The organism is Achromobacter sp. 46006 (assembly GCF_059761975.1).
In genome coordinates, this window is the sequence record NZ_JCBANN010000043.1 from 12,730 (window position 1) to 38,170 (window position 25,441).

Below are 25,441 nucleotides of genomic sequence, written 5' to 3' on the forward strand. Positions count from 1 at the left end.
ATGACCACTCAAGACACTCTCACCATCGCCGGCCGCGCCTACTCGTCGCGCCTGCTCGTCGGCACCGGCAAGTACAAGGATTTCGATCAGACCCGCGCCGCGCTGGACGCCAGCGGCACGGAGATCGTCACGGTCGCCATCCGCCGCACCAACATCGGCCAGAACCCGGGCGAGCCCAACCTGCTCGACTACGTGCCGATGTCCAAGTTCACGCTGCTGCCCAACACCGCCGGCTGCTACTCGGCCGACGACGCCGTGCGCACGCTGCGCCTGGCGCGCGAGCTGCTGGACGGCCACGCCCTGGTCAAGCTGGAAGTGCTGGGCGATCCGCACACGCTGTTCCCCAACATGCCCGAAACCCTTAAGGCCACCAAGACGCTGGTCGACGAGGGCTTCCAGGTCATGGTCTATTGCACCGACGATCCCATCCAGTGCCGCATGCTCGAAGACATGGGCGCCGTGGCCGTGATGCCGCTGGCCTCGCTGATCGGCTCCGGCATGGGCATCCTGAACCCCTGGAACCTGCGCCTGATCATCGACCAGGCGCGCGTGCCGGTGGTGGTGGACGCCGGCGTGGGCACCGCCTCGGACGCCGCCATCGCCATGGAACTGGGCTGCGATGCCGTGCTGATGAACACCGCCATCGCCGCCGCGCGCGACCCGGTGCTGATGGCCAGCGCCATGAAAAAGGGGGTCGAGTCCGGCCGCGAGGCCTTCCTGGCCGGCCGCATGCCGAAAAAGCTCTACAGCGGCGCGCCCAGCTCGCCGACCGAAGGCCTGATCACCGCCGCCCCCGGCGCCGCCAAATGAGCAGCCGCCAGCCGGCCGCCACTGGCCGCCCGATCCCCAACGCGCTGACCATCGCCGGCGTCGACCCGTCCGGCGGCGCCGGCATCCTGGCCGACGTCAAGGCCATGAGCGCCCTGGGCGCCTATGGCTGCGCCGTCATCGCCGCGCTCACCGCGCAGAACACCCAGGGCGTCAGCGGCATCTCGCCGGTGCCGCCGGCCTTCGTCGGCCAGCAGATCGACACCCTGTTCGCCGACGTGCGCATCGACGCGGTCAAGATCGGCATGCTGGGCCAGCAGCCGGTGATCCAGGTGGTGGCCGAGAAGCTGGCCAAGTGGGCCCCGGCCCACGTCGTGCTGGACCCAGTCATGGTGGCCAAGAGCGGCGACCTGCTGCTGGAACGCGACGCCGTTGGCGCCATGCGCGAAGCGCTGCTGCCGCAGGCCACGTTGCTGACCCCGAACCTGCCCGAGGCCGGCGTGCTGCTGGAAGAGCGTCCGGTGGAGACGGTCAAGGAAATGCGGCGCGTGGCCGAGCGCCTGCGCAACAAGCTGGCGCATTCGGGCCAGCGCTGGGTCATGGTCAAGGGCGGCCACCTGCCCGGCAACGACACCATCGACCTGCTGCACGACGGCGACCGCATGATCGAGCTGCCCGGCCACCGCATCGAGACCGCCAACACCCACGGCACCGGCTGCACCCTGTCGGCCGCCCTGGCCGCCCTGCTGCCGCAGGTCGAGGACGTGCCCGAGGCGGCGCGCCGCGCCAAGGCCTACCTGACCGAGGCCATCCGCCACGCCGAGCGCCTGTCGGTCGGTTCGGGCCATGGCCCGGTGCACCACTTCCACGCCTGGTGGTGAACCTGGCGGGGCACGGCACTCGCTGCCGGATTCCCCGCCGTCCTGGCCATGATTGCGTCCGAAACCGCCGCGCCGGCCGGGCCGTTTCCGTGGCTGTAACCGGCCGCCCCGCCCGCCGGCGTCACAGGACGCTACGAATCGGTACAATGGTCGGCTGATTCCTCCGCTTTTTTCCTGACCGTCATGAACGCTTCGACCCTGCCCGACGTAGAACAAGCCCGCTTCAACATGGTGGAACAGCAGATCCGCCCGTGGGACGTCCTGGACGCCAACGTGCTGCAAGCACTGTTCGATGTGCGCCGCGAACAGTTCGTTCCGCCGGCCCTGCGCGCCCTGGCGTTTTCCGACCTGGAACTGCCGCTGGAAATCAACGCGGTCAACACCCGCCAGAACATGCTCGCGCCCAAGGTCGAAGCCCGTCTGGCCCAGGAACTGCAACTGAACAAGTCCGACTGCGTGCTGGAAATCGGCACCGGCTCCGGCTACCAGGCCGCGCTGCTGGGCTACCTGGCGCAGCAGGTCACCTCGGTCGAGATCGACAGCCGCCTGGTCACGTTCGCGCAGCAGAACCTGCAGATGAACAACGTCGCCAACGTCAAGGTCGAAACTGGCGACGGCCGCAACGGCTGGGGTTCCACCGAATACGACGCGATCCTGGTGACGGGCTCGGTGCCGGTCGTGCCGGACGCGCTCAAGTACCAGTTGCGCGTCGGCGGCCGCCTGGTCGTCGTCGTCGGCCAGGCCCCCGTCATGACGGCCTGTCGCATCACCCGCACCACGGCCGCCAGCTTCGAGACCGTCAATCTGTTCGAAACGGTCATCAAGCCCCTGCGCGGCGCCACGGTGTCGCAGTTCAAGTTCTGAGTTCGCTGGCGGGGCCGCGCGGCCCCCCCACGCCGGCCAGCCCGGCCATGGGCTCCCGCCCTGGATTCCCTGGAGCAGCACCCCTCCCCTGACAGATCATGCGCGTCCGATTGCTTACGGCTTTACTGGTTTTTACCTCCGCCGCAAGTGTCGGCCCGTCGGCCGCATCGGCGCAGAATCTGTTGCAGGTGTGGCAGGCCGCCCTGGGCAATGATCCGATCTACGCCGCGGCGCGGGCCAGCTACCGCGCCGGCCTTGAAAGACAACCGCAGGCGCGCGCCCTGCTGCTGCCCGAAGTCTCCGCAGGCGTCGGCGGCGCCTACCAGGAAACCCGCAGCACCCGCGGCCTGGGTGTGGCCTACAGCGGCGGCCGCGGCGTCTGGGACCTGGCGCTGACCCAGCCGCTGTTCGACTGGGGCCGCTGGCAGAACTACGAACAATCCAAGCTCATCGTCGCCGACGTCGAGGTGCAGTTGCGGCAGGCCTACCAGGACCTGCTGCTGCGCGTAGCCGATGCCTATTTCAACGTGCTGTACGCGCAGGACGCCCTGACCGCCACCGAGGCCGAGAAGGCCGCCGTGGCCGGCCAGCTGGAGTCGGCCAAGCGCAATTTCGAACTTGGCAACGCCACCATCACCGACACCTACGAAGCCCAGGCGCGCTTCGACCTGGTGGTGGCGCAGGAACTGCGCCTGCAGAACGACCTGGACGTGCGCCGCGAGGAACTGGCCAAGATCATCGGCACGGCCCCCGGCGCGCTGGCCGAACTGCCGCCCGGGGTGCAACTGCCCGCGCCGCAGCCGGCTCGCGTGGCAGACTGGAGCAACCAGGCCGAATCCTCCAGCCTGGAGGTGCTGCGGGCGCAACTGCTGACCCGCATCGCCGGCCGCGAGATCCAGATCGCCAAGAGCGGCCACTACCCCACTCTCAACTTGCGCGCCACCAGCGGCAGCGCCAGCGATGCCGTGATGCGCAACGCCGCGCCGGGCAAGCCGATCGACAGCACCATCGGCGTGGTGTTGTCGATTCCCTTGTATTCGGGCGGCGGCGTGTCCTCGCAGGTCACGGAAAAAGTGCAGTTGGAACAGAAGGCGCGCCACGATTTCGAGGCCGCGCGCCGGCAATCGGTGCAGGCAGCGCGCCAGTACTATACCGGCGTGACCAGTGGCCTGGCGCGCATCCAGGCGCTGGAAGCCGGCGAGAAATCCAGCCGCGCCGCGGTCGAGGCCAACCGCACCGGCTATGAAGTAGGCGTGCGCATCAATCTGGACGTGCTCAACGCCCAGCAGCAGCTCTATGCCACCCAGCGCGACCTGGCGCTGGCGCGCTACAGCACGGTGCTGGCGGGGCTGCGCCTGAAGGCCACCAGCGGCATCCTGGGAGAAGCCGACCTTGATGCCATCAACCGGCTGCTGCGCGAACCGCGCTGAATCGCCGCGGCGGCGCCTCAGCCGCCCTGGATCTTCCTGACCAGCGCCGTGGTGGAACGCTCGAACTCGAACGGAATCGCCACCGCGCGACCGCCCCAGGTCTTGACCAGGGCGGTTTCGGGCAGCTTTTCCATGTCGTAGTCGCCGCCCTTGACGATCAGGTCGGGCTTGAGCTGGCCGATCAGGGCCTCGGGCGTATCCTCGTGGAACGAGGTGACCACGGTGACGAAGCCCAGCGCCGCCAGCAGCGCGGCGCGGTCTTCCATGCGGTTCAGGGGGCGCTCTTCGCCCTTGCCCAATCGGCGCACCGATTCGTCGGTGTTGACCGCCACGACCAGCGTGGCGCCCAACTGGGCGGCCTGGTCCAGATAAGTGGCGTGGCCCCGGTGCAGGATGTCGAAGACGCCATTGGTGAACACCAGCGGCCGCGGCAGGCGGCCGGCGGCAACGGCGGCGACGCAATCGTCGCGGGACAGGACTTTGGATTCGAAACGGGCGGCTGGCATGCCGCGATTGTACGACGGCGGCCGTGGCCGCCGTCATCGGTCATCGAGCGCGCCCGACCGGGGCCGGCGCGCGCCGCCAAGGCGTCGGATCAGGCGCCGGCCAGCACGATTTCCTTTTCCCTGGGCAAGATCAGGGCCGTCATTTCCTTGCGGTAGCGGTTCAGGTCCTTGACCGTTTCGAAGCTGCGGTCCATCAGCTTGGACAGGATGTGCAGGATGCGGGTGGCGACCTTCTGTTCCCAGATGCCGTCAAAGCGGATCTGGGTATCCAGCCAATGCTCCAGCCAGCCCGGCTCGGGCAGGCGCGACTGCACCGTGTCGTTGGGGAACAGGTCCTTGTTGACGTGCAGGTTGGTCGGGTGCAGCGCCTGCTGGCTGCGGCCGGCCGAGGCCATCAGCACGCCGATCTTGGAGAATGCCAGGCGCGCCTGGGCGCTGATATCCTCGCCACGGTCGTGCAGGGCGCGGCGCATGTACTGCAGGTAGGCGCCGGCATGGCGGGCCTCGTCCTGCGCCACGGTCTTGTAGATGGACTTGATGACCGGCTCGGTATGCCATTCCGCGGCGCGGCGGTACCAGTGGTTCAGGCGCACCTCGCCGCAGAAGTGCAGCATCAGCGTTTCCAGCTCGGGCGCCACGTCGAATTCGAAACGCACGTTGTGCAGTTCTTCTTCGGTGGGCACCAGGTCGGGACGGAAGCGGCGCAGGTATTCGATCAGCACCAGGGAATGCTTTTGTTCTTCGAAAAACCACACCGACATGAACGCGCAGAAATCGCTGTCGCCGCGATTGTCGCGCAGGAACATCTCGGTGGCCGGCAGCGCGGCCCATTCGGTGATGGCGTTCATCTTGATCGTGTGCGCCTGCTCGTCCGAGAGCTTGCTGCGATCAAAATCGCCCCAGGGAATATCGTGCGCCATGTTCCAGCGCACCGCTTCCATGGTCTTGAAGAGTTCAGGATAAAGCATGTTCTGCCCTTGTTTTCGTCCCGCTAGTGGGGCTATGGAAATTGATGAATGGCGCACGCGCTTGCCGGCGCGACGCTGCACAGAGGCCTGCCCAGCGCTATTTTTCGCCGTCTCCCGCGAAGCTATGATGACCGTTTCATGAATGAAACATGACAGGGGATCGCACTTACATCATCGCGCCGCCTATCGGGTCAATGCCCACAACGCCACCCCGATGGCCAGGGCCAGCACGCCAACCAGCGCCGCGACGAGCCGGTTGTTCTGTTCCTGGGCTCGCCGCAACAGCGCCATCTCGGCCAGCAGCGCCGGCGAGAGGTTCGGACGGTTCAGGTGGTCGTGGACCAGCCTGGGAAGCGCCGGCAGCATCTGCGACCACTGCGCGGCTTCTTTTTCCAGGCTCTGCCGCAGGCCCTTGATCCCGACACGCTGGCGCATCCAGCGTTCCAGGTAGGGCTTGGCGGTCTTCCAGAGATCCAGGTTGGGGTCGAGCTGCCGCCCCAGGCCTTCGACGTTCAGCAACGTCTTCTGCAGCAGCACAAGCTGCGGCTGGATCTCCACATTGAACCGGCGCGAGGTCTGGAACAGGCGCAACAGCACCTGGCCCAGCGAAATCTCGGACAACGGCCGGTCGAAATAGGGTTCGCAGACGGCGCGCACCGCGCCCTCCAGTTCTTCCTCGCGCGTATCGGGCGGCACCCAGCCCGACTCGATGTGCAACTGCGCCACGCGGCGGTAGTCGCGGTGGAAGAAGGCCAGGAAGTTCTGCGCCAGGTAGTTCTTGTCGAATTCCGACAGCGAGCCGACGATGCCGAAGTCCAGCGCGATGTAGCTGCCCAGCGTCTCGGGCCGGTCGGACACGTAGATGTTGCCCGGGTGCATGTCGGCATGGAAGAAGCCGTCGGTGAACACCTGGGTGAAGAAAATCTCCACGCCGGTGCGCGCCAGGGTCGGGATGTCGATGCCGGCGGCGCGCATGCGCTCGACCTGGCCCACCGGCACGCCATACATGCGCTGCATGGTGAACACGGTGGACGCGGTGTATTCCCAGATCACCTCGGGCACCATCAGCATGTCGCCGCGGCCCGATTCCGGGCCGAAGTTGCGGCGCAACTGGCTGCAATTGGAGGCCTCGCGCACCAGGTCGAGTTCGTCGTGCAGGTACTTGTCGAACTCGGCCACCACCTCGCGCGGCTTGAGCCGGCGGCCATCGGCGCCCAGGCGCTCGATGATGCGGGCCACGACCTTGAGCAGCGACAGGTCCTTCTCGATGATGCTGAGCATGCCCGGGCGCAGCACCTTGACCGCCACCTCGCGGCCGTCGTGCAGCACCGCGAAGTGCACCTGCGCGATGGACGCCGACGCCACCGGGTCCACCTGGAACTGCGCGAACAGCTTTTCCGGCGGCGCGCCCAGCGCGGCCTCGATGCAGGCGGCCGCCTGGGCCGACGGGAAAGGCGGCACGCGGTCCTGCAGCAGCGCCAGTTCGTTGGCGATGTCGGCCGGAATCAGGTCGCGGCGGGTGGACAGCACCTGGCCGAACTTCACGAAGATCGGGCCCAGCGATTCCAGCGCCAGGCGCAGCCGCAGGCCGCGCGGCTGGCGCGGCCGGGTGCCCAGGCGGATGACGCGCAGCAGGCAGGTGGCCAGCGGATGGTTCAGGCTGGACAGCACCAGCTCGTCCAGACCGTAGCGCAGCGAAACCAGGATGATGCGAAGCAGGCGCAGCAAGGGGAACATGGCTCAGGCGCCTCGCTTGGCGGCGGCCGAGGCCAGTCGCGATTGCAGGGCGGCGGCCGAGCGCGCCAGCGCGTCGGCGCGGGCGTTCAGCTCGGCCACGTCCAGGCGCCACTGCTCCAGCGCCGGGCGGCCCAGCAGCATGCCGCTTTCCTCGGCCAGGTACTCGGACACGTTCTCGGCCATGCGCTGGCCGGCCTGGCGCGCGCCGCCGGCGGCCGCGCGCAGCCCGCCGGCGATGCGCAGCGCGGGAATGTCGCCCACCAGCCGGGCCAGGCTGTCTTCCGGGTCCCAGCGCAACTGCTTGGACAGGTCCGCCACCACCTGCGCCAGCGCGGCGTCGCCGGAAATATGGGTGGCCTCGGCGAAATCGGGCGCCTCGCCGCCCGCGCCCAGGCGCGGCAGCGGCAGCTTCTCGGGCGCCACCGTCAGGGTCACGTCGGGCACCACCGCCGCGTCGGCCTGGGCCGCCAGGCCGTCGCTGTCGATGGTCAGGCCCAGCGCGAACCCGCCCAGCGCGAAACGCACGGTCTTGCCGGCGTGACGCGCCAGGCGCTCGCGCGCCCAGTCCTCACGCTTCAACAAGGCGTTGAGCGCGCCGACGGCCAGCCGCGCGGGAGTGGGCAGAAACGAAAAAGGCAACATGACAGTCCGCGGCCCCGCGCAACGGGGCTGACGAAGTTGATAGGTAAATCGGGAGTGTAACGGGTTGGATGGGGGTGTGTTCCGGACAGTCTGGACGCGGTTTGCGTCCGCGCATGGAAAAACCGGCCCTGACGGGCCGGTTGGTTGCGGACGGCCACGAAGCCGCCGCGAGATCAGGAAGATGGCGCCAGCCGGATCAGCTGGCGTATTCCACCGGGATCTGCTGGATGCCGGCCAGCAGCCAGCCGCCGTTGGCGGGCTTGAACAGGTTCCAGACTTCCTCGAAGCGGAAGGCTTCAGCGCCCGGGGTTTCGCGCAGCATGCCCGAGAAACGCACGCTGGCCAGGTGACCGTCGGACACCGTTTCAATACCCAGCAACTCGGCGTTCAGCAGCACCACTTCGGTCTTGTTGGGCGCGGCGCCGCGCTCGGCCAGTTGCGGCTTGAGCTCGGTGATCAGGTCGTCGGTCAGGTAGTCGCGCAGGCGGTCGGTGCTGCCGCTGTCCCACACGGCCTGGATGCGCACGAACTGGTCCTTGGCCTGCTTCAGGAAGTTGGGCGTATCGAAGTCGCCCGGCACGAACCAGTTGTTGTCGTCGCCCGCCTTGGGCAGCACGGCTGCCGGGGCGGCAGCGGCGGCCGCAGCCGGGGCCGCGGCCGGAGCGGCCGGCTTCAGCGCCTCGCGCCACATGGGCTGCTGCTGCGGCTGGCCGGGGGCATTGTTGGAACCACCAAAAGCGCCCTGGGTGGCCGGACGCGGCGCGGCGCCCCGCAGGCGGCGGATGATGAACATCACGCCGAACACGACCGCGGCGATCAACAGCGCGGACGACAGGAACTCAGCGAATGCGCCCGACAGGCCCATGCTCGACAACAGGGCAGCGATGCCCAGGCCGGCGGCGATGCCGGCGATCGGGCCGAGCCAGCGCGACGCGCCGCTCTTGGCGGCAGCGCCGGCGGCGCCAGCCGTGGCCGCGCCAGCGGCCGCCGGGGCCGCGGTAGCGCCCGCGGTGTTGCTGGCGGCGGTCGGCGGCGTGGTGGCCTGGCGCTGCTGGGTCACATTGGAGGATTGACGGCCGAAGCTGCCGCCGCCGCCGGCACGGCGGGCTTCGGCGTCGAACGATGCCGTTACCAGCGCGGCGCCGGAAATGGCGATGAGCGCTGCGGCGACAAACCGCGAAAAACAGAATTTGGTCATGGATGTGCTCCCTCGTACCCGCGCCCCCGCTGCCCCGAGCAGCGGAAAGCCGCACGAATCGTGCGGTCCTTCAGCGCGACTTCCTTACATTAATCTGAATGACGTAAGAATAACGGACAAGCCACCGCCCCACAAGTTCCCCCGGAGCGTCGTCAAGCCGTATCAGACCAAGGCGGATCAGGCCAGGCGCACGCCCTCGTGCAGGGCGGCGATGCCGGCGGTCAGGTTGAAGTACTGCACCCGCTCCAGGCCGGCGGTGCGCAGCATGTCGGCCAGGGTGTCCTGGTCGGGGTGCATGCGGATGGATTCCGCCAGGTAGCGGTAGCTGGCTTCGTCCTTGGCCACGGTCTTGCCCAGCCAGGGCAGCACGTTGAAGGAATACCAGTCGTAGGCCGGCGCCAGCGGCTTGGCGATGCGGGAGAACTCCAGCACCAACAGCTTGCCGCCCGGCTTGAGCACGCGGGTCATCTCGGCCAGCGCACGGTCCTTGTGGGTCATGTTGCGCAGGCCGAAGGCCACGCTGACGCGGTCGAAATAACCCGACGGAAACGGCAGGCGCTCGGCGTCACAGACGGCCGTGGGCACCAGATGGCCGGCGTCGGCCAGGCGGTCGCGGCCGACCCGCAGCATGGAATCGTTGATATCGGTCAGCCAGACCTCGCCGGTTGGGCCGGCGCGCTTGGCGAACGCCTTGGCCAGGTCGCCCGTGCCGCCGGCGATGTCCAGCACCTTCATGCCGGGGCGGATGGCGGCGCGGCCGATGGTGAAGGCCTTCCAGACGCGGTGCAGCCCGGCCGACATGAAATCGTTCATGATGTCGTAGCGTTGCGCGACCGAATGGAAGACTTCGGCGACTTTGCGGGCTTTTTCGCTTTCCGGCACCGATTGGAAGCCGAAATGCGTCGAGGGGGAGGCGGAATCCGCGGAATGTTGCGATTCGGAGGGGTTTTGCATGGTGAATTCCCGATATATCGTCCAATGGTAGCCTATCGGGGCCTGCCGGACGCCGCCCGCGGGCGCGGGACAACGCCTGGCGGTCACATACCTGAAATATTGCGGCCATACTATCGCAATGTTCGCGCCGCGCCGGCGCTCAGAAGCGTGCCTAATTCGCCATGTCCAGCACCATCCTCGTCGTCGAAGACGAACCCGCCATCCAGGAACTGATCGCCGTCAACCTGTCCTTCGCCGGGCACAAGGTGCTGCGCGCCTTCGACGCCGACCAGGCCCAGACGCTGATCCGCGCCGAACTGCCCGACCTGATCCTGCTGGACTGGATGCTGCCCGGCACCTCCGGCCTGGCCATGGCGCGCAAGCTGCGCAACGACGAGCGCACCCGCGCCGTCCCAGTCATCATGCTGACCGCCAAGGGTTCCGAGCAGGACAAGGTCGACGGCCTCGAAGCCGGCGCCGACGACTACATCACCAAGCCCTTCTCGCCCAAGGAGCTGATGGCCCGCATCAAGGCCGTGCTGCGCCGCCGCGCGCCGCAGCTGACCGACGACGTGATCGACGTCGGCGGCCTCAAGCTGGACCCCGTCACGCACCGCCTGTCGGGCAACAGCCAGTCGCTGCAGATCGGCCCCACCGAATTCCGCCTGTTGCACTTCTTCATGACCCACCCGGAACGCGTGTTCTCGCGCTCGCAGCTGCTGGACCAGGTGTGGGGCGATCACGTGTTCGTCGAGGAACGCACCGTCGACGTGCATATCCGCCGCCTGCGCAAGGCGCTGGAACCCAGCGGCCACGATGCCCACGTGGAAACGGTGCGCGGCAGCGGCTACCGGTTTACGGCACAGGTCCCGGCGCGGTAAAACTCCCGCACGATGATCTGGCTGCGCACTCTTATCCTGGTCGCCCTGTGGGCGGCGGTCGCGCTGTTGGCGCAATGGCTCATGGGCGATCCGGCCGGCTGGGTGCTGTTCAGCGCCGCGCTGGTCACCATGCTGCTGTGGCGCAGTTGGCGCCTGCACCTGGTGTCCCACTGGGCCAGGCACCCGGACACCTCGCCGCCGGCATCCGTCGGCCCCTGGGACGACATCCTCGCCCCCCTCTACCGCTACACCCGGGCCCGCGCCCGCGAACTGGCCGAGACCCGCGACACCATGCAAGGCATGCTGGCGGCCGCCCAGGCGCTGCCGGACGGCGCCGTCACGCTCAATGAAGACTTCCAGATCGACTGGTGCAACCGCATGGCGCGCCAGCACCTGGGCCTGCGCCTGCCGGCCGATCGCGGCCACAACCTGCTGAACCTGCTGCGCGCGCCGGAATTCGTCGAATACGCCCACCGCGCCTCCTGGCCCGATCCGATCCTGGTGCGCCTGGGCCAGAACGGCCAGGAACGGCTGATGATGATGCAGCTGACGGCCTACGCCAGCAACCAGCGCCTGCTCATCACCCGCGACGTCACCCAGATCGAGCGCCTGGAGACCACCCGCCGCGATTTCGTCGCCAACGTCTCGCACGAACTGCGCACGCCATTGACGGTGCTGGCCGGCTTCCTGGAAACACTGCGCGACATGCCCGCCGACGCCCTGCCGCCCGAGCAGCGCGCGCAGTACCTGGACATGATGCACGAGCAGGCCCAGCGCATGCAGGCCATCGTCGAGGATCTGCTGACGCTGTCGACGCTGGAATCGTCGCCGGGCAGCGACCCGCGCGCGGTCAATATGGGCGCGCTGCTGCAGAAGGCGCGCCAGCAGATCGAGGCCCTGTCGGGGGGCCGCCACGTGATCGAATGGCACGTCGACGAAACCCTCGACGTGCTCGGCTCCGAGACCGAACTGACCTCGGCCCTGTCGAACCTGCTGACCAACGCCGTGCGCTACACGCCCGACGGCGGCACCATCACCGTGCGCTGGGAGCGCGAGCCCGATGGCGGCGGCCGCTACAGCGTGCAGGACACCGGCATCGGCATTCCCGCCCGCCATATCCCGCGCCTGACCGAACGCTTCTACCGCGTCGACCGCGGCCGCTCGCGCGCCGTCGGCGGCACCGGGCTGGGGCTGGCGATCACCAAGCACATCGCCATGCGCCACGACGCCGAACTGCTGATCAGCAGCGAACCCGGCAAGGGCAGCGTGTTCGCGCTGCGCTTTCCGCCGGACCGCATCGCCGTCGATCCGTCCGCCTGAAGCGGCGTCACGCCACGCGCGGCATCCGCGCCGCCATCGCGGCGCGGATGGTAAATTTCCCGCCATGCGCATCCTGGTCATCGAAGACGAACCCAAGCTGGCCGACTACCTCAAGAAAGGGTTGTCGGAACAGAGCCACGTCGTCGACCTGGCGCGAGACGGCGTCAACGGCCTGCACCTGGCGCTGGAAGGCGCCTACGACCTGATCGTGCTGGACGTGATGCTGCCCGGCGTCGACGGCTTCGGCATCCTGGCCGCGGTGCGCGCCAACAAGGACACCCCGATCCTGATGCTGACCGCGCGCGACGCCGTCGAGGATCGCGTGCGCGGGCTCGAAGGCGGCGCCGACGACTACCTGGTCAAGCCCTTCGCCTTCTCCGAACTGCTGGCCCGGGTGCAGGCCTTGCTGCGGCGCGGCCGTTCGCAGGAGCCCACCGTGTTCCGCCTGGCCGACCTGGAACTGGACCTGGCGCGCCGCAAGGCCGCGCGCGGCGGCCGCCGCCTGGACCTGACCGCCAAGGAATTCAACCTGCTGGCCCTGTTGCTGCGGCGCCAGGGCCAGGTGCTGTCGCGCACCACCCTGGCCGAACAGGTCTGGGACATGAACTTCGACAGCGACACCAACGTCATCGATGTGGCCGTGCGGCGCCTGCGCGGCAAGCTGGACGACCCGTTCGAGGCCAAGCTGCTGCACACCGTGCGCGGCATGGGCTACGTGCTCGAATCGCGGCCGGAGCCGGCGCGCGAATGAAAGCGCCGCGCGTGCGCTCGATGCAGGCGCGCCTGACCCTGCTGCTGGGCGCCATCGCCCTTGTGGTTTCCAGCCTGGCGGGCGCTACCCTGTTCTGGGCCCTGAAGCGCGAAGTCGAGCGCCAGGAGATCACCGAAGTCAGCGGCAAGCTGGAACTCATCAACCACCTGATCGACATGCAGAACAGCGCGCGCGGCCTGCACGACCTGGCCGCCACGTTCGACGACATGCGCGCCGGCCAGGGCCAGCTCGGCATCTGGATCGTCGACGCGCAGGGCCATCCGGTCTACGGCGGCGCGGCGCCCGAAACGCTGCAGACGCTGCCGGACCGGCAGGTGCTGCTGCAACGGGCCGACGGCAGCCGCATGCGCGGCCTGCGCGTCCCCGTCGATGACCGCATCCTGCCGGGCGCGCACCTGACGGTGGCGGTCGGCACCCGCACCAGCTCGCAGTTCCTGTATGCCTACGGCACCGCGCTGGCGCTGATCTGCGCGCTGTGGGTCGGCGCCACCGTGCTGCTGGCGGCCTGGGCGGTGCGCCGCAGCATGGCGCCCACCCGCCGGCTGTCGGAACAGGCCGCCCGCATCCAGCCCGACAACCTGGCCGTGCGCCTGCCGCTGCGCGACACCGATCGCGAGTTGCACGAGCTGGTGCTGTCGTTCAACCGCACGCTGGAGCGCCTGCAGGCCGCTTACCAGCAGATGGAGGGCTTCAACGCCGACGTCGCGCACGAACTGCGCACGCCACTGGCCACGCTGATCAACGGCACCCAGGTGACGCTGTCCAGCGGCCGCGACGCGGCCGAGCTGCGCGACGCGCTCGAATCCAACCTGGAAACCCTGGAAGACCTGAAGACGCTGGTCAACGACATGCTGTTCCTGGCGCGCGCCGACCGCGGCGAGCGCGCCGCCGACCTGGCGCCGGTGTCGCTGGCCGCCGAGGCCCGGCGCGTCGCCGACTTCTACGAGGCGGCGCTGGAAGAAAGTGGCGTCACGCTGCGCTGCGAGGGCGACGCCACCGTCGCCGCCAATCCCGGGCTGGTGCGCCGCGCGCTGGCCAACCTGATCTCCAATGCCATCAAGGCCACGCCGCGCGGCGGCGAGATCGTGCTGGCCTGCCAGACGCTGCCGGCCGGCGCGCGGATCGAAGTGCGCAACCCCGGCGCGCCGATCCCGGCCGCCGACCTGCCGCGCATCTTCGACCGCTTCTTCCGCTCGGCCCAGGCGCGCGCGCCGCGCAGCGAAGGCCACGGGCTGGGTCTGGCGATCGTGCGCGCCATCGCCCGCATGCACGGCGGCGAGGTCGACGCGGCCTCCGGCCCCGGGGGCACCGTGGTCGGCATCACCCTGCGCGGGTCGGACCCGGACACCTCCGGCGGCCACATTACAAAGAAGTAATCTTCGCGACAGAACCGGGTCACCCCGGTTTTCCTAAAGTGCCTCCCATGGTCAACCCCCATCAAGGGAACAGCATGAAAGGCACTTTGCTCCGCATCACCCAGACCGCGGCCCTGGCCGCGCTGCTCGGCACCGGCACTGCCTTCGCCGCCAGCGCCCATGGCGAACACGCCGGCCACGCCATGCCGGCGGCCTCCGCCCCCATCGGCACGCCCGGCGACGCCGCTCGCGTCACCCGCAGCATCGACGTCGACATGACCGACGCCATGCGCTTCACGCCCGCGCAGGTACAGGTCAAGGCTGGCGAAACGGTGCGCTTCAACGTGCGTAACGCGGGCCGCATCCGCCACGAGATGGTGCTGGGCAGCGACGCCGACCTGCAGGCCCACTACGCCATGATGATGAAGGACCCCGGCATGCGCCATGCAGAGGCCAACGCCGTGTCGCTGGACGGCGGCAAGAGCGGCCAGATCGTCTGGAAGTTCGACCGCGCCGGCAGCGTGTCCTTCGGCTGCCTGGAACCCGGCCACTATGGCGCCGGCATGAAGGGCGCGGTGTCGGTGCAGTAGCGCCGCCGCGGATCCGCCATGAAGACCCTCCCCATTCCCGCCCGCCGCCGCTTCGTGCAGGGGCTGGCCGCCGGCGGCGCGCTCGCGGCGCTGGGCGGCTGGCGCGCCGCCGCCGCGAGCCGGCACGCGGCCCCCGTCCTGCCCGCCGAACTGCGCGGCACCGAATTCCACCTGGAGATCGGCGAAACGCCGGTGAACTTCACCGGCGCCGCCCGCATCGCCACCACCGTCAATGGCCAGCTTCCGGCGCCGCTGCTGCGCTGGCGCGAGGGCGACACGATCACACTGCACGTCACCAACCGCCTGCGCGAACAGACCTCGATCCACTGGCACGGCATCCTGCTGCCTACGGACATGGACGGCGTGCCAGGCCTGAGTTTCCCGGGCATCGATCCGGGCCAGACCTTCACCTACCGCTTCGACGTGCGCCAGAGCGGCACCTACTGGTACCACAGCCATTCGGGTTTCCAGGAGCAGACCGGACTGTACGGCGCCATCGTCATCGATCCCAAACGGCCCGACCCCGTTGCCTCGGATCGTGAGTACACCGTGCTGCTGTCCGACTGGACGGACGAAAACCCGATGCGGGTGTTCGACAAGCTCAAGGCCATGCCCGACTACTACAACCGCAACCAGCCCAGCGTCCATGGCCTGATGCGCGAGGCGGACGAAAAAGGTTGGCGGGCGGCGCTGTCCGAGCGCCTGATGTGGGAAAGGATGCGCATGAATCCGTCGGACCTGGCGGATGTGTCCGGCGCGACATACACCTACCTGACCAACGGCGCGACGCCGGCCGGCAACTGGACCGGCCTGTTCAAGCCGGGCGAGCGCGTGCGCCTGCGCTTCATCAACGGCTCGGCCATGACGTACTTCGACGTGCGCATCCCCGGCCTGAAGATGACGGTGGTGGCGGCCGACGGCCAGGACGTGCGGCCGGTCGACGTGGAGGAATTCCGCATCGCCGTGGCCGAGACCTACGACGTGATCGTCGAGCCCGCCGAGGACCGCGCCTACACCATCTTCTCGCAGGCCATGGACCGTTCCGGCTACGCCCGCGCCACCCTGGCGCCGCGTCCCGGCATGCAGGCCGAGGTGCCGGCCGTCGACCGCGCGCAACTGCTCGGCATGATGGACATGGGCATGAAGCACGACATGGGCGCAGGCGGCCAAGACATGGCGGGCATGAGCGGCATGGACCATGGCGATTCCCACGACAGCGGCGTCGGCGAGGGTGGCATCGTCGAGGTCAGGCACCCCTATCCCGAGGAACGCGGCCCCGGCAACTCGATGCTGCCCGACGTGGTGTCCACCCGCCTGGACGACCCCGGCATCGGCCTGCGCGACAACGGCCGCCGCGTGCTGACCTACGCCGACCTGCGCTCGATCCGCGAACCCGACGACAACCGCGCGCCGACCCGCGAGATCGAACTGCACCTGACCGGCAACATGGAGCGCTACATGTGGTCGTTCAATGGCGTGAAGTTCTCCGACGCCAAGCCCATCGTGCTGCGCCATGGCGAGCGCGTGCGCTTCGTGCTGGTCAACGACACCATGATGACCCACCCCATCCACCTGCACGGCCTGTGGAGCGACCTGGAATCGCCCGACGGCGCCTTCCAGGTGCGCAAGCACACCCTGTCGCTCAACCCCGCGCAGCGCCTGAGCTACCGCGTCAGCGCCGATGCGCGCGGCAACTGGGCCTACCACTGCCACCTGCTGTATCACATGGAGGCCGGCATGTTCAGGGCGGTCGTGGTGGAGTAGGCGATGAGAAACCGGACTATGCGCACCTCCTTTCCCCCGTTCCGCCACGCCGCGCTGGCCAGCGCCCTGCTGGCGGCCATGGCCGGCCAGCCGGCCCTCGGCCAGGCCGCGGGCGACCACGCCGGCATGGATCATGGCTCGATGCCGGACATGAACCCCGGCGGCGCCCCGCCCCAGCCCGCGATGCCACCCGGCATGGACCATTCCGCCATGTCCGGCATGGACCACGGCGCGCCCGCCGCCGCCCCGCCAGTCGGCAGCCTGCCGTCCAGCGACGGCGCGGGCCCGCGCGGCTACGACAGCTACGGCATCCACCCGCACATGATGGACAAGGATGCTTCATCGCGGCTGCTGTTCGACAAGTTCGGCTGGTCGCGCAACCGCGACGGCCAGAACGCGCTGGAATGGGACGGCCGCTTCTGGTGGGGCACCGCCACCGACCGGCTGGTGGTCAAGAGCGAAGGCGAGCGCGAAAGCGGCGGCGGCTCCGAAGCCAAGGTCGAGGCCTTCTGGAGCCACGCCATCGCGCCGTTCTGGGACCTGCAAGTGGGCGCGCGGCGCGACTTCGGCAGCGGCCCCAAACGCAACTGGGCCGCGCTCGGCATCGAAGGCGTGCTGCCCTACAACATCGAGTTCCAGACCACCGCATACGCCGGCCCGTCCGGCCGCAGCGCGCTGGCCATAAAGGCCGAATATGACCTGCTGCTTACCCAGCGTCTGATTTTCACGCCCGAAATCGAGGCCAGCGCCTACGGCCGCAACGACCCCGAACGCGGCATCGGCTCGGGCCTGTCCAGCGGGTCGCTGTCGCTGCGCCTGCGCTACGAAGTCACGCGCCAGTTCGCGCCCTACGTCGGGGTATCCTTCGAACGTACCTTCGGCCGCACTGCGGACTATGCATCCGCCGCCGGCCAAGGCCGCTCGCAGGCCGCCGTCCTGGCGGGCGTGCGCTTCTGGTTCTGACCCTTCTCGCGGAGACCCATGAAAAAAATCCTCACCCCCGCCCGCCTGCTCCTGGCGGCCGCGCTATCCCTGCCCCTGTACGCGCCGCTCCTCGCACAGGCCCAGTCCGCGCCCAAGGTCCAGGTCTGGAAGACGCCCACCTGCGGCTGTTGCGAAGACTGGGTCAGGCACATGCGCGACAACGGCTTCGAGGTCACCACGCATGACGTGCAGGACACCGGCCCCGTGCGCCGCAATGCCGGCATGGCCGACTACGGCTCCTGCCACACGGCGGTGGTGGACGGCTACGCCATCGAGGGCCACGTGCCGGCCAGCGACGTGCGCCGCCTGTTGCTGGAGAAGCCCGACGCCGCCGGCCTGGCCGCGCCTGGCATGCCGCTGGGCTCGCCCGGCATGGACGGCCCCGAATACGGCGGCCGCAAGACCCCGCACGATGTCCTGCTGGTGGACAAGCGCGGCGGCGCCAGGGTGTTCCAGGCGTATCGTTGAAGGCAGTGGGCGGGCGAACCCCGGCCACCCGCCTGAAACAATTCATCCCCACCCGGGCAATGGGTACCTCTTGCACCGCAGCAAAAATGCGCCACAATAAATAAAACGCATTCTTCACCCGACCCCTGGCAGTCATGGCACACATCGTCCTGTTCGAGAACATCCACCCGAGCGCCCGCGCCGTCTTCGAAGCCGCCGGCTACACCGACATCGTCACGCATGCCGCGGCCCTGCCGCCGGCGCAACTGCAGGACGCCCTGCGCGGCGCCCAGGTCGTCGGCATCCGTTCTCGCACCCACCTGGATGCCGCCCTGCTGTCCGGCAATCCCGACCTGCGCGTCGTCGGCTGCTTCTGCATCGGCACCAATCAGGTCGACCTCGACACCGCCATGCAGCGCGGCATCCCGGTGTTCAATGCGCCGTTCTCCAACACCCGCTCGGTGGCCGAGCTGGTGTTGGGCGAAGCCATCCTGTTGCTGCGCCGCATCCCCGAAAAGAATGCCCGCGTGCATCTGGGCCACTGGGACAAGAGCGCCGCCGGCGCCTTCGAGACCCGCGGCAAGACGCTCGGCATCGTCGGCTACGGCAACATCGGCTCGCAGATCAGCACGCTGGCCGAAGGCCTCGGCATGCGCGTCATCTACCACGACGTCGAAGCCAAGCTGCCGCTGGGCAACGCCCGCCCGGCCGGCTCGCTCAACGACCTGCTGGAACAGGCCGACGTGGTCACCCTGCACGTGCCCGGCGGCAAGTCCACCGAGAACATCATGAATGCGCAGACCCTCGCGCGCATGCGCCGCGGCGCCATCCTCATCAACGCCTCGCGCGGCACCGTGGTCGACATCGACGCCCTGCACGCCGCGCTCAAGTCCGGCCACCTGGCGGGCGCCGCGCTCGACGTGTTCCCCACCGAGCCCAAGGGCGCCGACGAACCCCTGGCCAGTCCGCTGATCGGCCTGCCCAACGTCATCCTGACCCCGCACATCGGCGGCAGCACGCAGGAATCGCAAGAGAACATCGGCCGCGAAGTGGCCGAGAAGCTGGTGCGCTTCCTGCAGGCCGGCACCACCAAGGGCGCGGTCAACTTCCCCGAGCTGCCCTACCTGGAGCCGGCCGGCGCCACCCGCATCCTGCACGTGCACCGCAACGCCCCCGGCGCGCTCGGCACGCTCGACAACCTGATGGCGCAGCACGGCCTGAACATCGTCAGCCAGACGCTGCAGACCAAGGGCCAGATCGGCTATGTCATCACCGACGTCGAAGGCCAGGTCGACGACGTCGTCATGACGGCGTTACGCGATCATCCGATCACGGTGCGCTGCGACCGGCTGTAGCACGGGGCCACCACCAGAAAGGGCCCGCCAACGTGACGTGGAGCCGGAATATCCGTACAGGTCAAAACTAGGGATAAGGTTGCTTCTCGGCGCCCCGCTTGGGGCGAGGAGAAACCATGAACGATCGAGATTTGCCGAAGTGCAGATCGCTTACATGCTACGACTGGCAGACTGGCCGGGGCGTCGGTCAGGCCTTCGGGCGTTAGCTTCTGACATCCAACTTCTAGGGGCAGTTCACAACTGCGGGGGCCCTTTTTCAGTAGCCGCACAAGCCAGCCCCCCGGGGCGCCCCGTCCGTCCAGGGTCTGCCGGCATTGCGCGACCTCTCGCACTTCAGTTATAAACGATAACCATTCCCATCCTTATTGCCATGCCCGTTCGCGCCTGAGCCTGTCCGATGTCCGCAGCCAATCTTCCCGTGCAGCAAGACCTGCACGCTCTCTACAGCGATCATCACGGCTGGCTGCTGGGATGGCTGCGCCGCCGCCTGGGAAATGCCGCGGATGCCGCCGACCTGGCGCATGACGCTTTCATGCGGCTGATCCTCCGGCCGGCACCCGACGGATTCGCCAGCGCCGGGGCTGCCCGTGCCTATCTGCGCACCATGGCCCAGGGCCTGTGCACCGACCTCTGGCGCCGGCGGCAGGTGGAACAGGCCTGGCTGGAAAGCCTGGCCGCCCTGCCGCCAGCCTACGCCCCGTCGCCGGAGCACCAGGCGTTGGTTATCGAGACCCTGCTGGAAGTCGGCGAGTGGCTGGGCCGCCTGCCGGAGAAGGCCCGCACGGCGTTCATCCAGGCGCAGATACATGGGCTGTGCAGTCGCGAGATCGCCGACCACATGGGCGTATCGCTGCGGATGGTGCAGAAGTACCTGGCCCAGGCCATGCTGCATCTGGCGCTGATCGACGCCGGGTTGGACTAGTGGCGTCGAGCCTTCCTCGCGCGAATTATGAAAGCCTGAAGGTCGCGGCCGAGTGGTACGCCCGCCTGCAGAATGCCGATGTGGGCGCCCAGCAGCGCCTCGCTTGGCAGCAGTGGCTCGACGCGCGGCCCGAACACCGCAGCGCCTGGGCGCACGTCGAGGCGGTGAGCCGCCGCTTCGACGTGCTGCGCGCCGACGGTGAACGCGACGCAGCCGAACAGGCGGTGCAGGTCGCCTCGCGAAGTCCTTCCGCGCGCCGCCGGGTGGCGGGTCGCGTCCTCGCGCTGTGCGGTGTCAGCGTGCTGGGCTGGCTCGGCTGGCGGACCACACCGCTGCAGGCCGTCGTGACGGCCTGGCGCTCCGACTACGCGACCGGTATCGGCGAGCAACGCCGGCTCGTCCTGGACGACGGCACCCTCGTCTGGCTCAACACCCGCAGCGCCATTGACGTGCGCTTGGACGCCACGCAACGCCTGCTGACCCTGGTCGATGGCGAGATCCTCATCGATACCGCCAAAGACGCGCGCCAGCGTCCTTTCTTCGTCGACACCCGCTTCGGCCGGTTGCAGGCCCTGGGCACCCGCTACACCGTCAGGCAGGCCGACGACGACATCCTGCTGGCGGTCTACGCGGGACAGGTGCGGATCCGCACCGTGTCCGGGCAGGAGGCACTCGTGAGCCGCGGCGAGCAGAAGCGCTACAACGCCAACGCCATCTCGGCGGCCACGCCCGCCGATCCGGCCCGCGAAGCCTGGTCGCGCGGCGTGCTTCTGGCCGAAGACCTGCCGCTGGGCGATCTCGTCGCGGAATTGGGGCGCTATCACGTCGGCTACACCGGCGTGGATCCTCGCATCGCCGGACTGCGCGTAGTGGGCCGCTACCCGGTCGACGACCTGCCGCGCACGCTAGCGATGCTCGAACGCGAGTTGCCGGTCCGCGTCCTGCGCACCTTGCCGTGGTGGGTGACGCTGGAACCGAAGTAACCCGATCTCGCGCCGCGGGCCGCGCACGGCTATCAAAAAAATGCGCGTCGTGGTTCGCTTTTCCGTCGCTCGTTCGATCAACAAGGAAAGAGGACCCCGCAGATCCGTACCGCGTCCCTGCCGCCCGGACCCGCACCGGAGCGCCGGCCGGCGCTCCATGTGCGCACGCGGAGGGCCTCTCCTTGCCATTCCCACTCCAAGGAAGACCGTTCCATGCGCCGCCCGCACCATCCTGCCCGCCCCGGGTCGTCCCCCTCGCTATTGTCATGGTCAGTGGCCCCCCATCGCACGTTGAGCAAGACCGTGCTCGGCGCGCTGCTGATGACGACGATGCCAGTCCCGCCGGCCCATGCACAAAACACAGCGCGCGCCACTAGCGCCGCCCATGCCTATGACGTTCCTGCCGGCCCTCTGGCCGGCGCGCTGAGCCGCTTTGCGGAACAGGCGAATATCCTGCTCAGCGTGCCGGCCGCCATGACGGCGGGCAAGACCAGCCCTGGCGTGCGCGGCGCCCACGGCGTCGACGGCGCGTTTCGGATCCTGCTTGGCAACACCGGCCTGGAAGCGGTGCGCCGACCCGAGGGCGGCTATGCGCTGCAGCCCGCGTCAACACCAACCGCCACCACCTTGCCGGCCGTGGTGGTGACGGGCGCCAGCGCCTCGGCCCTGCCCGAACCTTATGCGGGCGGAGAAGTGGCGCGCGGCGCCCGCATCGGTCTGCTCGGCAACCGCGACTTTCTCGATACCCCCTTCAGCGCAACGTCGTACACCGCCAAGTTGATCGATGACCAGCAGGCGCAGAACATCGGCGACGTGCTGGTCAACGATCCCTCGGTGCGCAATACCTACGCGCGCGGCGCCGGCCGCGACGAATTCAACATCCGCGGTTTCACGCTGTTCAATTACGACGTCGCCTACAACGGCCTGTACGGCATCTCGCCGCGCAACGCCACATCGTTGATCGGCATCGAACGCGTCGAGGTACTGCGCGGCCCCAACGCGCTGTTGAACGGCATGGCGCCATTCGGCTCGATCGGCGGCGCGATCAATCTGGTGCCCAAGCGCGCCGGCGACGAACCGCTCAACCGCCTGACGCTGTCATACATCGAGAACAACCAGTTCGGCGCGCAGGCGGACATTTCCCGCCGCTTCGGCGAGGACGACCGCACCGGCATGCGGCTGAATGTGCTGCGCAGCGGTGGCGACATGAACATCTCCGGCGCCGGCGAGGACCTGGGCGCGGTTTCGCTCGGGATGGACTATCGCGGCAGCCGCTTTCGCATCGACGGCGACATCAACTACCAGAACCGCGTGACGGAGGCCCGCAGCGGGCTGCTGTTCCCGCCCGGCGCGGGCCAGCAAATCGGCCATGCGCCAGATCCGAAACGCAATTTCTTCCCCGAATGGACTTACTGGAAGGCGAAGGAATGGAGCGGCGACGTACGGGCCGAATATGACCTGTCCGATGACTGGACGGTTTATGGCGCGCTGGGCGCGCGCCGCCACGATTTCGAGAGCTTGCAGACGACCTGGTTGATGCTCGATTCGACTGGCCGTATCGGTTCGGTGCCCGCCCGCCTCAACGAACGGCTGCTGAGCAAGACCGGCGAAATCGGCGTCCGCGGCCGCTTCGATAGCGGCCCTGTCCAGCACGAACCCACGCTATCCGCCAGCTTCCTCGCCATTGACTATTCGTCGGCGCGGGTGCGCTCCTCCACGGTATTCTCTGACCTGTACGACCCCATCGGCCTGGTCAAACCGGACATAGCCAAGCCTAGCGACCTGGGCAAGACGAGCGAAACGCGGCTGTACAGCGTGGCGCTGGCCGACACGTTGTCCGTGTTGGACGGCACGGTGCAGTTGACCGCCGGCCTGCGCCAGCAGCGCGTGCAATCGGTGAACTACAATGCGGCGACCGGCGACCGCACCTCGGACTATGGCAAGTCGGCCGTCACGCCGGCACTGGCCCTGACGGTCAAGCCCGGTCGGCATCTGTCCCTTTATGGCAATTACATCGAGGGTCTGAGCCAGGGCGGCACGGCGCCGGCCGAAGCGGCCAACGCGGGCGAAACGCTCAAACCGGATGTATCCAGGCAGTATGAGATCGGCGCCAAGTACGACTTTGGCACCATCGCGACCACCTTGAGCGCGTTCCAGATCGAGCAGCCCAGCGCCTACGTCAATCCCGATACGCTGCGCTACCAGGCCGATGGCCGGCAGCGCAACCGCGGTCTGGAATTCCTGCTGCAAGGCGAACTGGCTCGGCATGTGCGCCTGCTGGGCGGCTTGGCCTATACCCAGGGCATGCTGACCAAGACCCGCGGCGGCGCGAACGACGGGCACGCCGCGCCCGCAGTGCCACGCTGGCAATTCAACGCCGCGGCGGAATGGGACACGCCCTTCGTGCAGGGTCTGACCCTGACGGCGCGCGTGCTGCGCACTAGCACCCAGTACGTCGATGCGGCCAACACGCAGCAACTGCCGGGCTGGACCCGCTTCGACGTGGGCGCGCGCTATGCGACGAACATCAACCGCACGCCGGTGACCTTGCGAGCGACGGTGGAGAACGTGTTCAACAGGCACTACTGGCAATCCGCCGCGCGCGAAGGGTTGACCGTGGCCGCGCCGCGCACCTTGCTGTTGTCCGTGACGGCGGAGTTTTAGCGCGGCCGACTTCAGGGCGCCAGCCCGGCGCCCGCCGCCCGTGCCAGGCACTCCGCCATCTTGCCGCCGACGCTGCCCGTGTCGAAAGGCAGCCGCCCGATCAGGCCGATCTCGCGGTGAAACGCCGCCTCGCCCAGCGACACCAGCCGCAACCCGTCCGTGTCCAGCCCGCGCAATCGCGGCAACAGCGCCGCCCCCAACCCGTGCCGCACCATGTTGGCGATGGCCTCGATCTCGTCGAGCTCCACCGCCTCGTGCACCGTGATTCGCTGCTTCTTCAGGAACAGGTCCACCACGCGCCCGCCGAAGGATGCGCGGTCGTAGCGGATGAAGGGCTGCGCGGCCAGCACCTCGCGCCACGGCGCGGGCGGCATCGTGGCCGGCATCGCCAGCACCACTTCCTCGCGCAGCAGGGGCTGCCAGCCCAGTTCCGGCGGCAGCGCGAACGGCGGCCGGATCAGCAGCGCCATGTCGACCTCGCCGGCATCGACCTGCCCCAGCAGCGACAGCGACACCCCCGGCACGATGCGCACCCGCACGTCGGGATAGCCGGCGCGGAACTCGCCCAGCGCCCGCACCAGCAGGTCCTGCTGCACCGAGGCGATGGCGCCGATGCGCAGCGACCCGCTGACGTGGCCGGCCCCGGCCGAGGACGCCATGCGCTCGGCCATCGCGACCAGTTCCTCGGCCTGCGGCAGCATCTCGCGGCCGTGGGCGTTCAACATGGCGGCGCGCGCGCCACGGTCGAACAGCGCCACGCCCAGGTAGTCCTCCAGGCGCTTGATCTGGGCACTGACCGCCGACTGGGTCAGGCCCAGCCGGGCCCCCGCCCCGGTAAAGGTGCCGTCGTGCGCCACGGCGATGAAGGTCTTGAATTCCTTGATCACGATCAATATTTTCGATGCTAAGACACAAAAAATATCGTTTTTCAATCAAAAAAACAATTCATAAACTAGCGACTCAGGACACGTCCCGATGGTGACGGTCCGCATTCTGAATTACCTTTTCCGCCTGACCCGGAGCTTTTCATGACCGCTCAAACCAACCTGCCGCCGTTCCACCTGGCCTTTCCGGTCCGCGACCTGGCCGAAGCCCGCGCCTTCTATGGCGAAAAGCTGGGCTGTCCGGAGGGCCGCAGTTCGCCCGACTGGATCGACTTCAACTTCTACGGCCACCAGATCGTCGCCCACCTGGCGCCCAGCGAATGCGGCCACAAGGCCACCAGCGCGGTCGATTCGCACAATGTGCCCGTGCGCCATTTCGGCGCGGTGCTTTCCATGGAACAATGGGAAGCCATGGCCAAGCGCCTGACCGATGCCGGCACCGAGTTCGTCATCGAGCCCTACATCCGCTTCAAGGGCGAAGTCGGTGAACAGGCCACCATGTTCTTCATGGATCCGTCGGGCAACGCGCTGGAATTCAAGGCGTTCAAGAACCTGGACTCGTTGTTCGCCAAGTAATCCGTCTCTACAGGTTT

At 68.4% G+C, this 25,441-nt stretch carries 24 protein-coding genes; 17 read left to right on the forward strand and 7 right to left on the reverse strand.

Annotation, left to right across the window (positions count from 1 at the left end; genetic code table 11):
• From AC6LKG_RS18735 to AC6LKG_RS18750, 4 genes are all read left to right on the forward strand, one after another.
• Complete coding sequence (locus AC6LKG_RS18735) at window positions 1–810, forward strand: thiazole synthase (RefSeq protein WP_498166763.1); 810 nt, start codon at window positions 1–3, stop codon at window positions 808–810.
• Window positions 807–1,649 carry a bifunctional hydroxymethylpyrimidine kinase/phosphomethylpyrimidine kinase gene (gene thiD, locus AC6LKG_RS18740; RefSeq protein WP_498166765.1) on the forward strand — a complete coding sequence of 281 codons (843 nt, stop codon included), beginning with the start codon at window positions 807–809 and terminating at the stop codon, window positions 1,647–1,649. The genes AC6LKG_RS18735 and thiD overlap by 4 nt, the downstream gene beginning before the upstream one ends.
• Before the next feature lie 183 nt (window positions 1,650–1,832).
• Window positions 1,833–2,513: a protein-L-isoaspartate O-methyltransferase family protein gene (locus AC6LKG_RS18745; RefSeq protein ID WP_498166768.1), complete on the forward strand. Its 681-nt coding sequence runs from the start codon at window positions 1,833–1,835 to the stop codon at window positions 2,511–2,513.
• Window positions 2,514–2,611: 98 nt separating this feature from the next.
• Window positions 2,612–3,943, forward strand: a complete 1,332-nt coding sequence (locus AC6LKG_RS18750) for a TolC family outer membrane protein (protein ID WP_498166770.1) — start codon at window positions 2,612–2,614, stop codon at window positions 3,941–3,943.
• A gap of 17 nt (window positions 3,944–3,960) precedes the next feature.
• Here AC6LKG_RS18750 and rfaE2 read toward each other — a convergent pair whose 3' ends face one another.
• The 6 genes from rfaE2 to ubiE form a co-directional block, all read right to left on the reverse strand.
• Entirely contained in the window at window positions 3,961–4,449 is a 489-nt protein-coding gene (rfaE2, locus tag AC6LKG_RS18755) for a D-glycero-beta-D-manno-heptose 1-phosphate adenylyltransferase (RefSeq protein ID WP_498166773.1), read from the reverse strand.
• 89 nt (window positions 4,450–4,538) lie between these two features.
• The gene (locus AC6LKG_RS18760; RefSeq protein WP_498166776.1) at window positions 4,539–5,417 is read right to left on the reverse strand and encodes a ferritin family protein; all 879 of its coding nucleotides are present in this window, start codon (window positions 5,415–5,417) and stop codon (window positions 4,539–4,541) included.
• Between the two features lie 183 nt (window positions 5,418–5,600).
• Window positions 5,601–7,154, reverse strand: a complete 1,554-nt coding sequence (gene ubiB, locus AC6LKG_RS18765; protein WP_498166778.1) for a ubiquinone biosynthesis regulatory protein kinase UbiB — start codon at window positions 7,152–7,154, stop codon at window positions 5,601–5,603.
• Between the two features lie 3 nt (window positions 7,155–7,157).
• Window positions 7,158–7,796 carry a ubiquinone biosynthesis accessory factor UbiJ gene (locus AC6LKG_RS18770; protein WP_498166780.1) on the reverse strand — a complete coding sequence of 213 codons (639 nt, stop codon included), beginning with the start codon at window positions 7,794–7,796 and terminating at the stop codon, window positions 7,158–7,160.
• Between the two features lie 196 nt (window positions 7,797–7,992).
• Entirely contained in the window at window positions 7,993–8,994 is a 1,002-nt protein-coding gene (locus AC6LKG_RS18775) for a Tim44 domain-containing protein (RefSeq protein WP_498166783.1), read from the reverse strand.
• A gap of 177 nt (window positions 8,995–9,171) precedes the next feature.
• A complete protein-coding gene (gene ubiE / locus AC6LKG_RS18780; protein ID WP_498166786.1) occupies window positions 9,172–9,948 on the reverse strand; it encodes a bifunctional demethylmenaquinone methyltransferase/2-methoxy-6-polyprenyl-1,4-benzoquinol methylase UbiE in 777 nt (258 codons plus the stop codon).
• 161 nt (window positions 9,949–10,109) lie between these two features.
• Here ubiE and phoB point away from each other — a divergent pair, with 161 nt between their 5' ends.
• The 12 genes from phoB to AC6LKG_RS18840 all read left to right on the forward strand — a co-directional run bounded on the left by phoB (window position 10,110) and on the right by AC6LKG_RS18840 (window position 23,964).
• Window positions 10,110–10,808 carry a phosphate regulon transcriptional regulator PhoB gene (gene phoB / locus AC6LKG_RS18785; RefSeq protein ID WP_006386862.1) on the forward strand — a complete coding sequence of 233 codons (699 nt, stop codon included), beginning with the start codon at window positions 10,110–10,112 and terminating at the stop codon, window positions 10,806–10,808.
• Between the two features lie 12 nt (window positions 10,809–10,820).
• On the forward strand, window positions 10,821–12,128 hold the full coding sequence (gene phoR / locus AC6LKG_RS18790) for a phosphate regulon sensor histidine kinase PhoR (RefSeq protein WP_498166789.1): 1,308 nt from the start codon (window positions 10,821–10,823) through the stop codon (window positions 12,126–12,128).
• Window positions 12,129–12,192: 64 nt separating this feature from the next.
• Window positions 12,193–12,879 (forward strand): heavy metal response regulator transcription factor, encoded by a 687-nt coding sequence (locus AC6LKG_RS18795; protein WP_498166791.1) that lies wholly within the window; start codon window positions 12,193–12,195, stop codon window positions 12,877–12,879.
• The gene (locus tag AC6LKG_RS18800; RefSeq protein WP_498166794.1) at window positions 12,876–14,276 is read left to right on the forward strand and encodes a heavy metal sensor histidine kinase; all 1,401 of its coding nucleotides are present in this window, start codon (window positions 12,876–12,878) and stop codon (window positions 14,274–14,276) included. Before AC6LKG_RS18795 ends, AC6LKG_RS18800 begins: the two co-directional genes overlap by 4 nt.
• A 74-nt stretch (window positions 14,277–14,350) precedes the next feature.
• Entirely contained in the window at window positions 14,351–14,845 is a 495-nt protein-coding gene (locus AC6LKG_RS18805; protein WP_498166796.1) for a cupredoxin domain-containing protein, read from the forward strand.
• A gap of 18 nt (window positions 14,846–14,863) precedes the next feature.
• A complete protein-coding gene (locus AC6LKG_RS18810; RefSeq protein ID WP_498166799.1) occupies window positions 14,864–16,609 on the forward strand; it encodes a copper resistance system multicopper oxidase in 1,746 nt (581 codons plus the stop codon).
• A gap of 18 nt (window positions 16,610–16,627) precedes the next feature.
• Window positions 16,628–17,572, forward strand: a complete 945-nt coding sequence (locus tag AC6LKG_RS18815) for a copper resistance protein B (RefSeq protein WP_498166801.1) — start codon at window positions 16,628–16,630, stop codon at window positions 17,570–17,572.
• Between the two features lie 18 nt (window positions 17,573–17,590).
• A complete protein-coding gene (locus AC6LKG_RS18820) occupies window positions 17,591–18,061 on the forward strand; it encodes a DUF411 domain-containing protein (protein WP_498166804.1) in 471 nt (156 codons plus the stop codon).
• 134 nt (window positions 18,062–18,195) lie between these two features.
• Complete coding sequence (serA, locus tag AC6LKG_RS18825) at window positions 18,196–19,395, forward strand: phosphoglycerate dehydrogenase (RefSeq protein ID WP_498166807.1); 1,200 nt, start codon at window positions 18,196–18,198, stop codon at window positions 19,393–19,395.
• A 397-nt stretch (window positions 19,396–19,792) separates the two neighbouring features.
• Window positions 19,793–20,317, forward strand: a complete 525-nt coding sequence (locus AC6LKG_RS18830) for a sigma-70 family RNA polymerase sigma factor (protein ID WP_498166810.1) — start codon at window positions 19,793–19,795, stop codon at window positions 20,315–20,317.
• Window positions 20,317–21,300, forward strand: coding sequence for a FecR domain-containing protein (locus tag AC6LKG_RS18835; RefSeq protein ID WP_498166813.1), 984 nt, complete (start codon window positions 20,317–20,319; stop codon window positions 21,298–21,300). Before AC6LKG_RS18830 ends, AC6LKG_RS18835 begins: the two co-directional genes overlap by 1 nt.
• 291 nt (window positions 21,301–21,591) lie before the next feature.
• Complete coding sequence (locus AC6LKG_RS18840) at window positions 21,592–23,964, forward strand: TonB-dependent siderophore receptor (RefSeq protein ID WP_498166815.1); 2,373 nt, start codon at window positions 21,592–21,594, stop codon at window positions 23,962–23,964.
• Between the two features lie 11 nt (window positions 23,965–23,975).
• Here AC6LKG_RS18840 and AC6LKG_RS18845 read toward each other — a convergent pair whose 3' ends face one another.
• Window positions 23,976–24,851, reverse strand: coding sequence for a LysR family transcriptional regulator (locus AC6LKG_RS18845; protein ID WP_498166818.1), 876 nt, complete (start codon window positions 24,849–24,851; stop codon window positions 23,976–23,978).
• Window positions 24,852–24,992: 141 nt separating this feature from the next.
• On the opposite strand from AC6LKG_RS18845, the gene AC6LKG_RS18850 reads away from it, so the two are divergent.
• Window positions 24,993–25,424, forward strand: a complete 432-nt coding sequence (locus AC6LKG_RS18850) for a VOC family protein (protein ID WP_498166820.1) — start codon at window positions 24,993–24,995, stop codon at window positions 25,422–25,424.
• The last annotated feature ends 17 nt before the right edge of the window (window positions 25,425–25,441 follow it).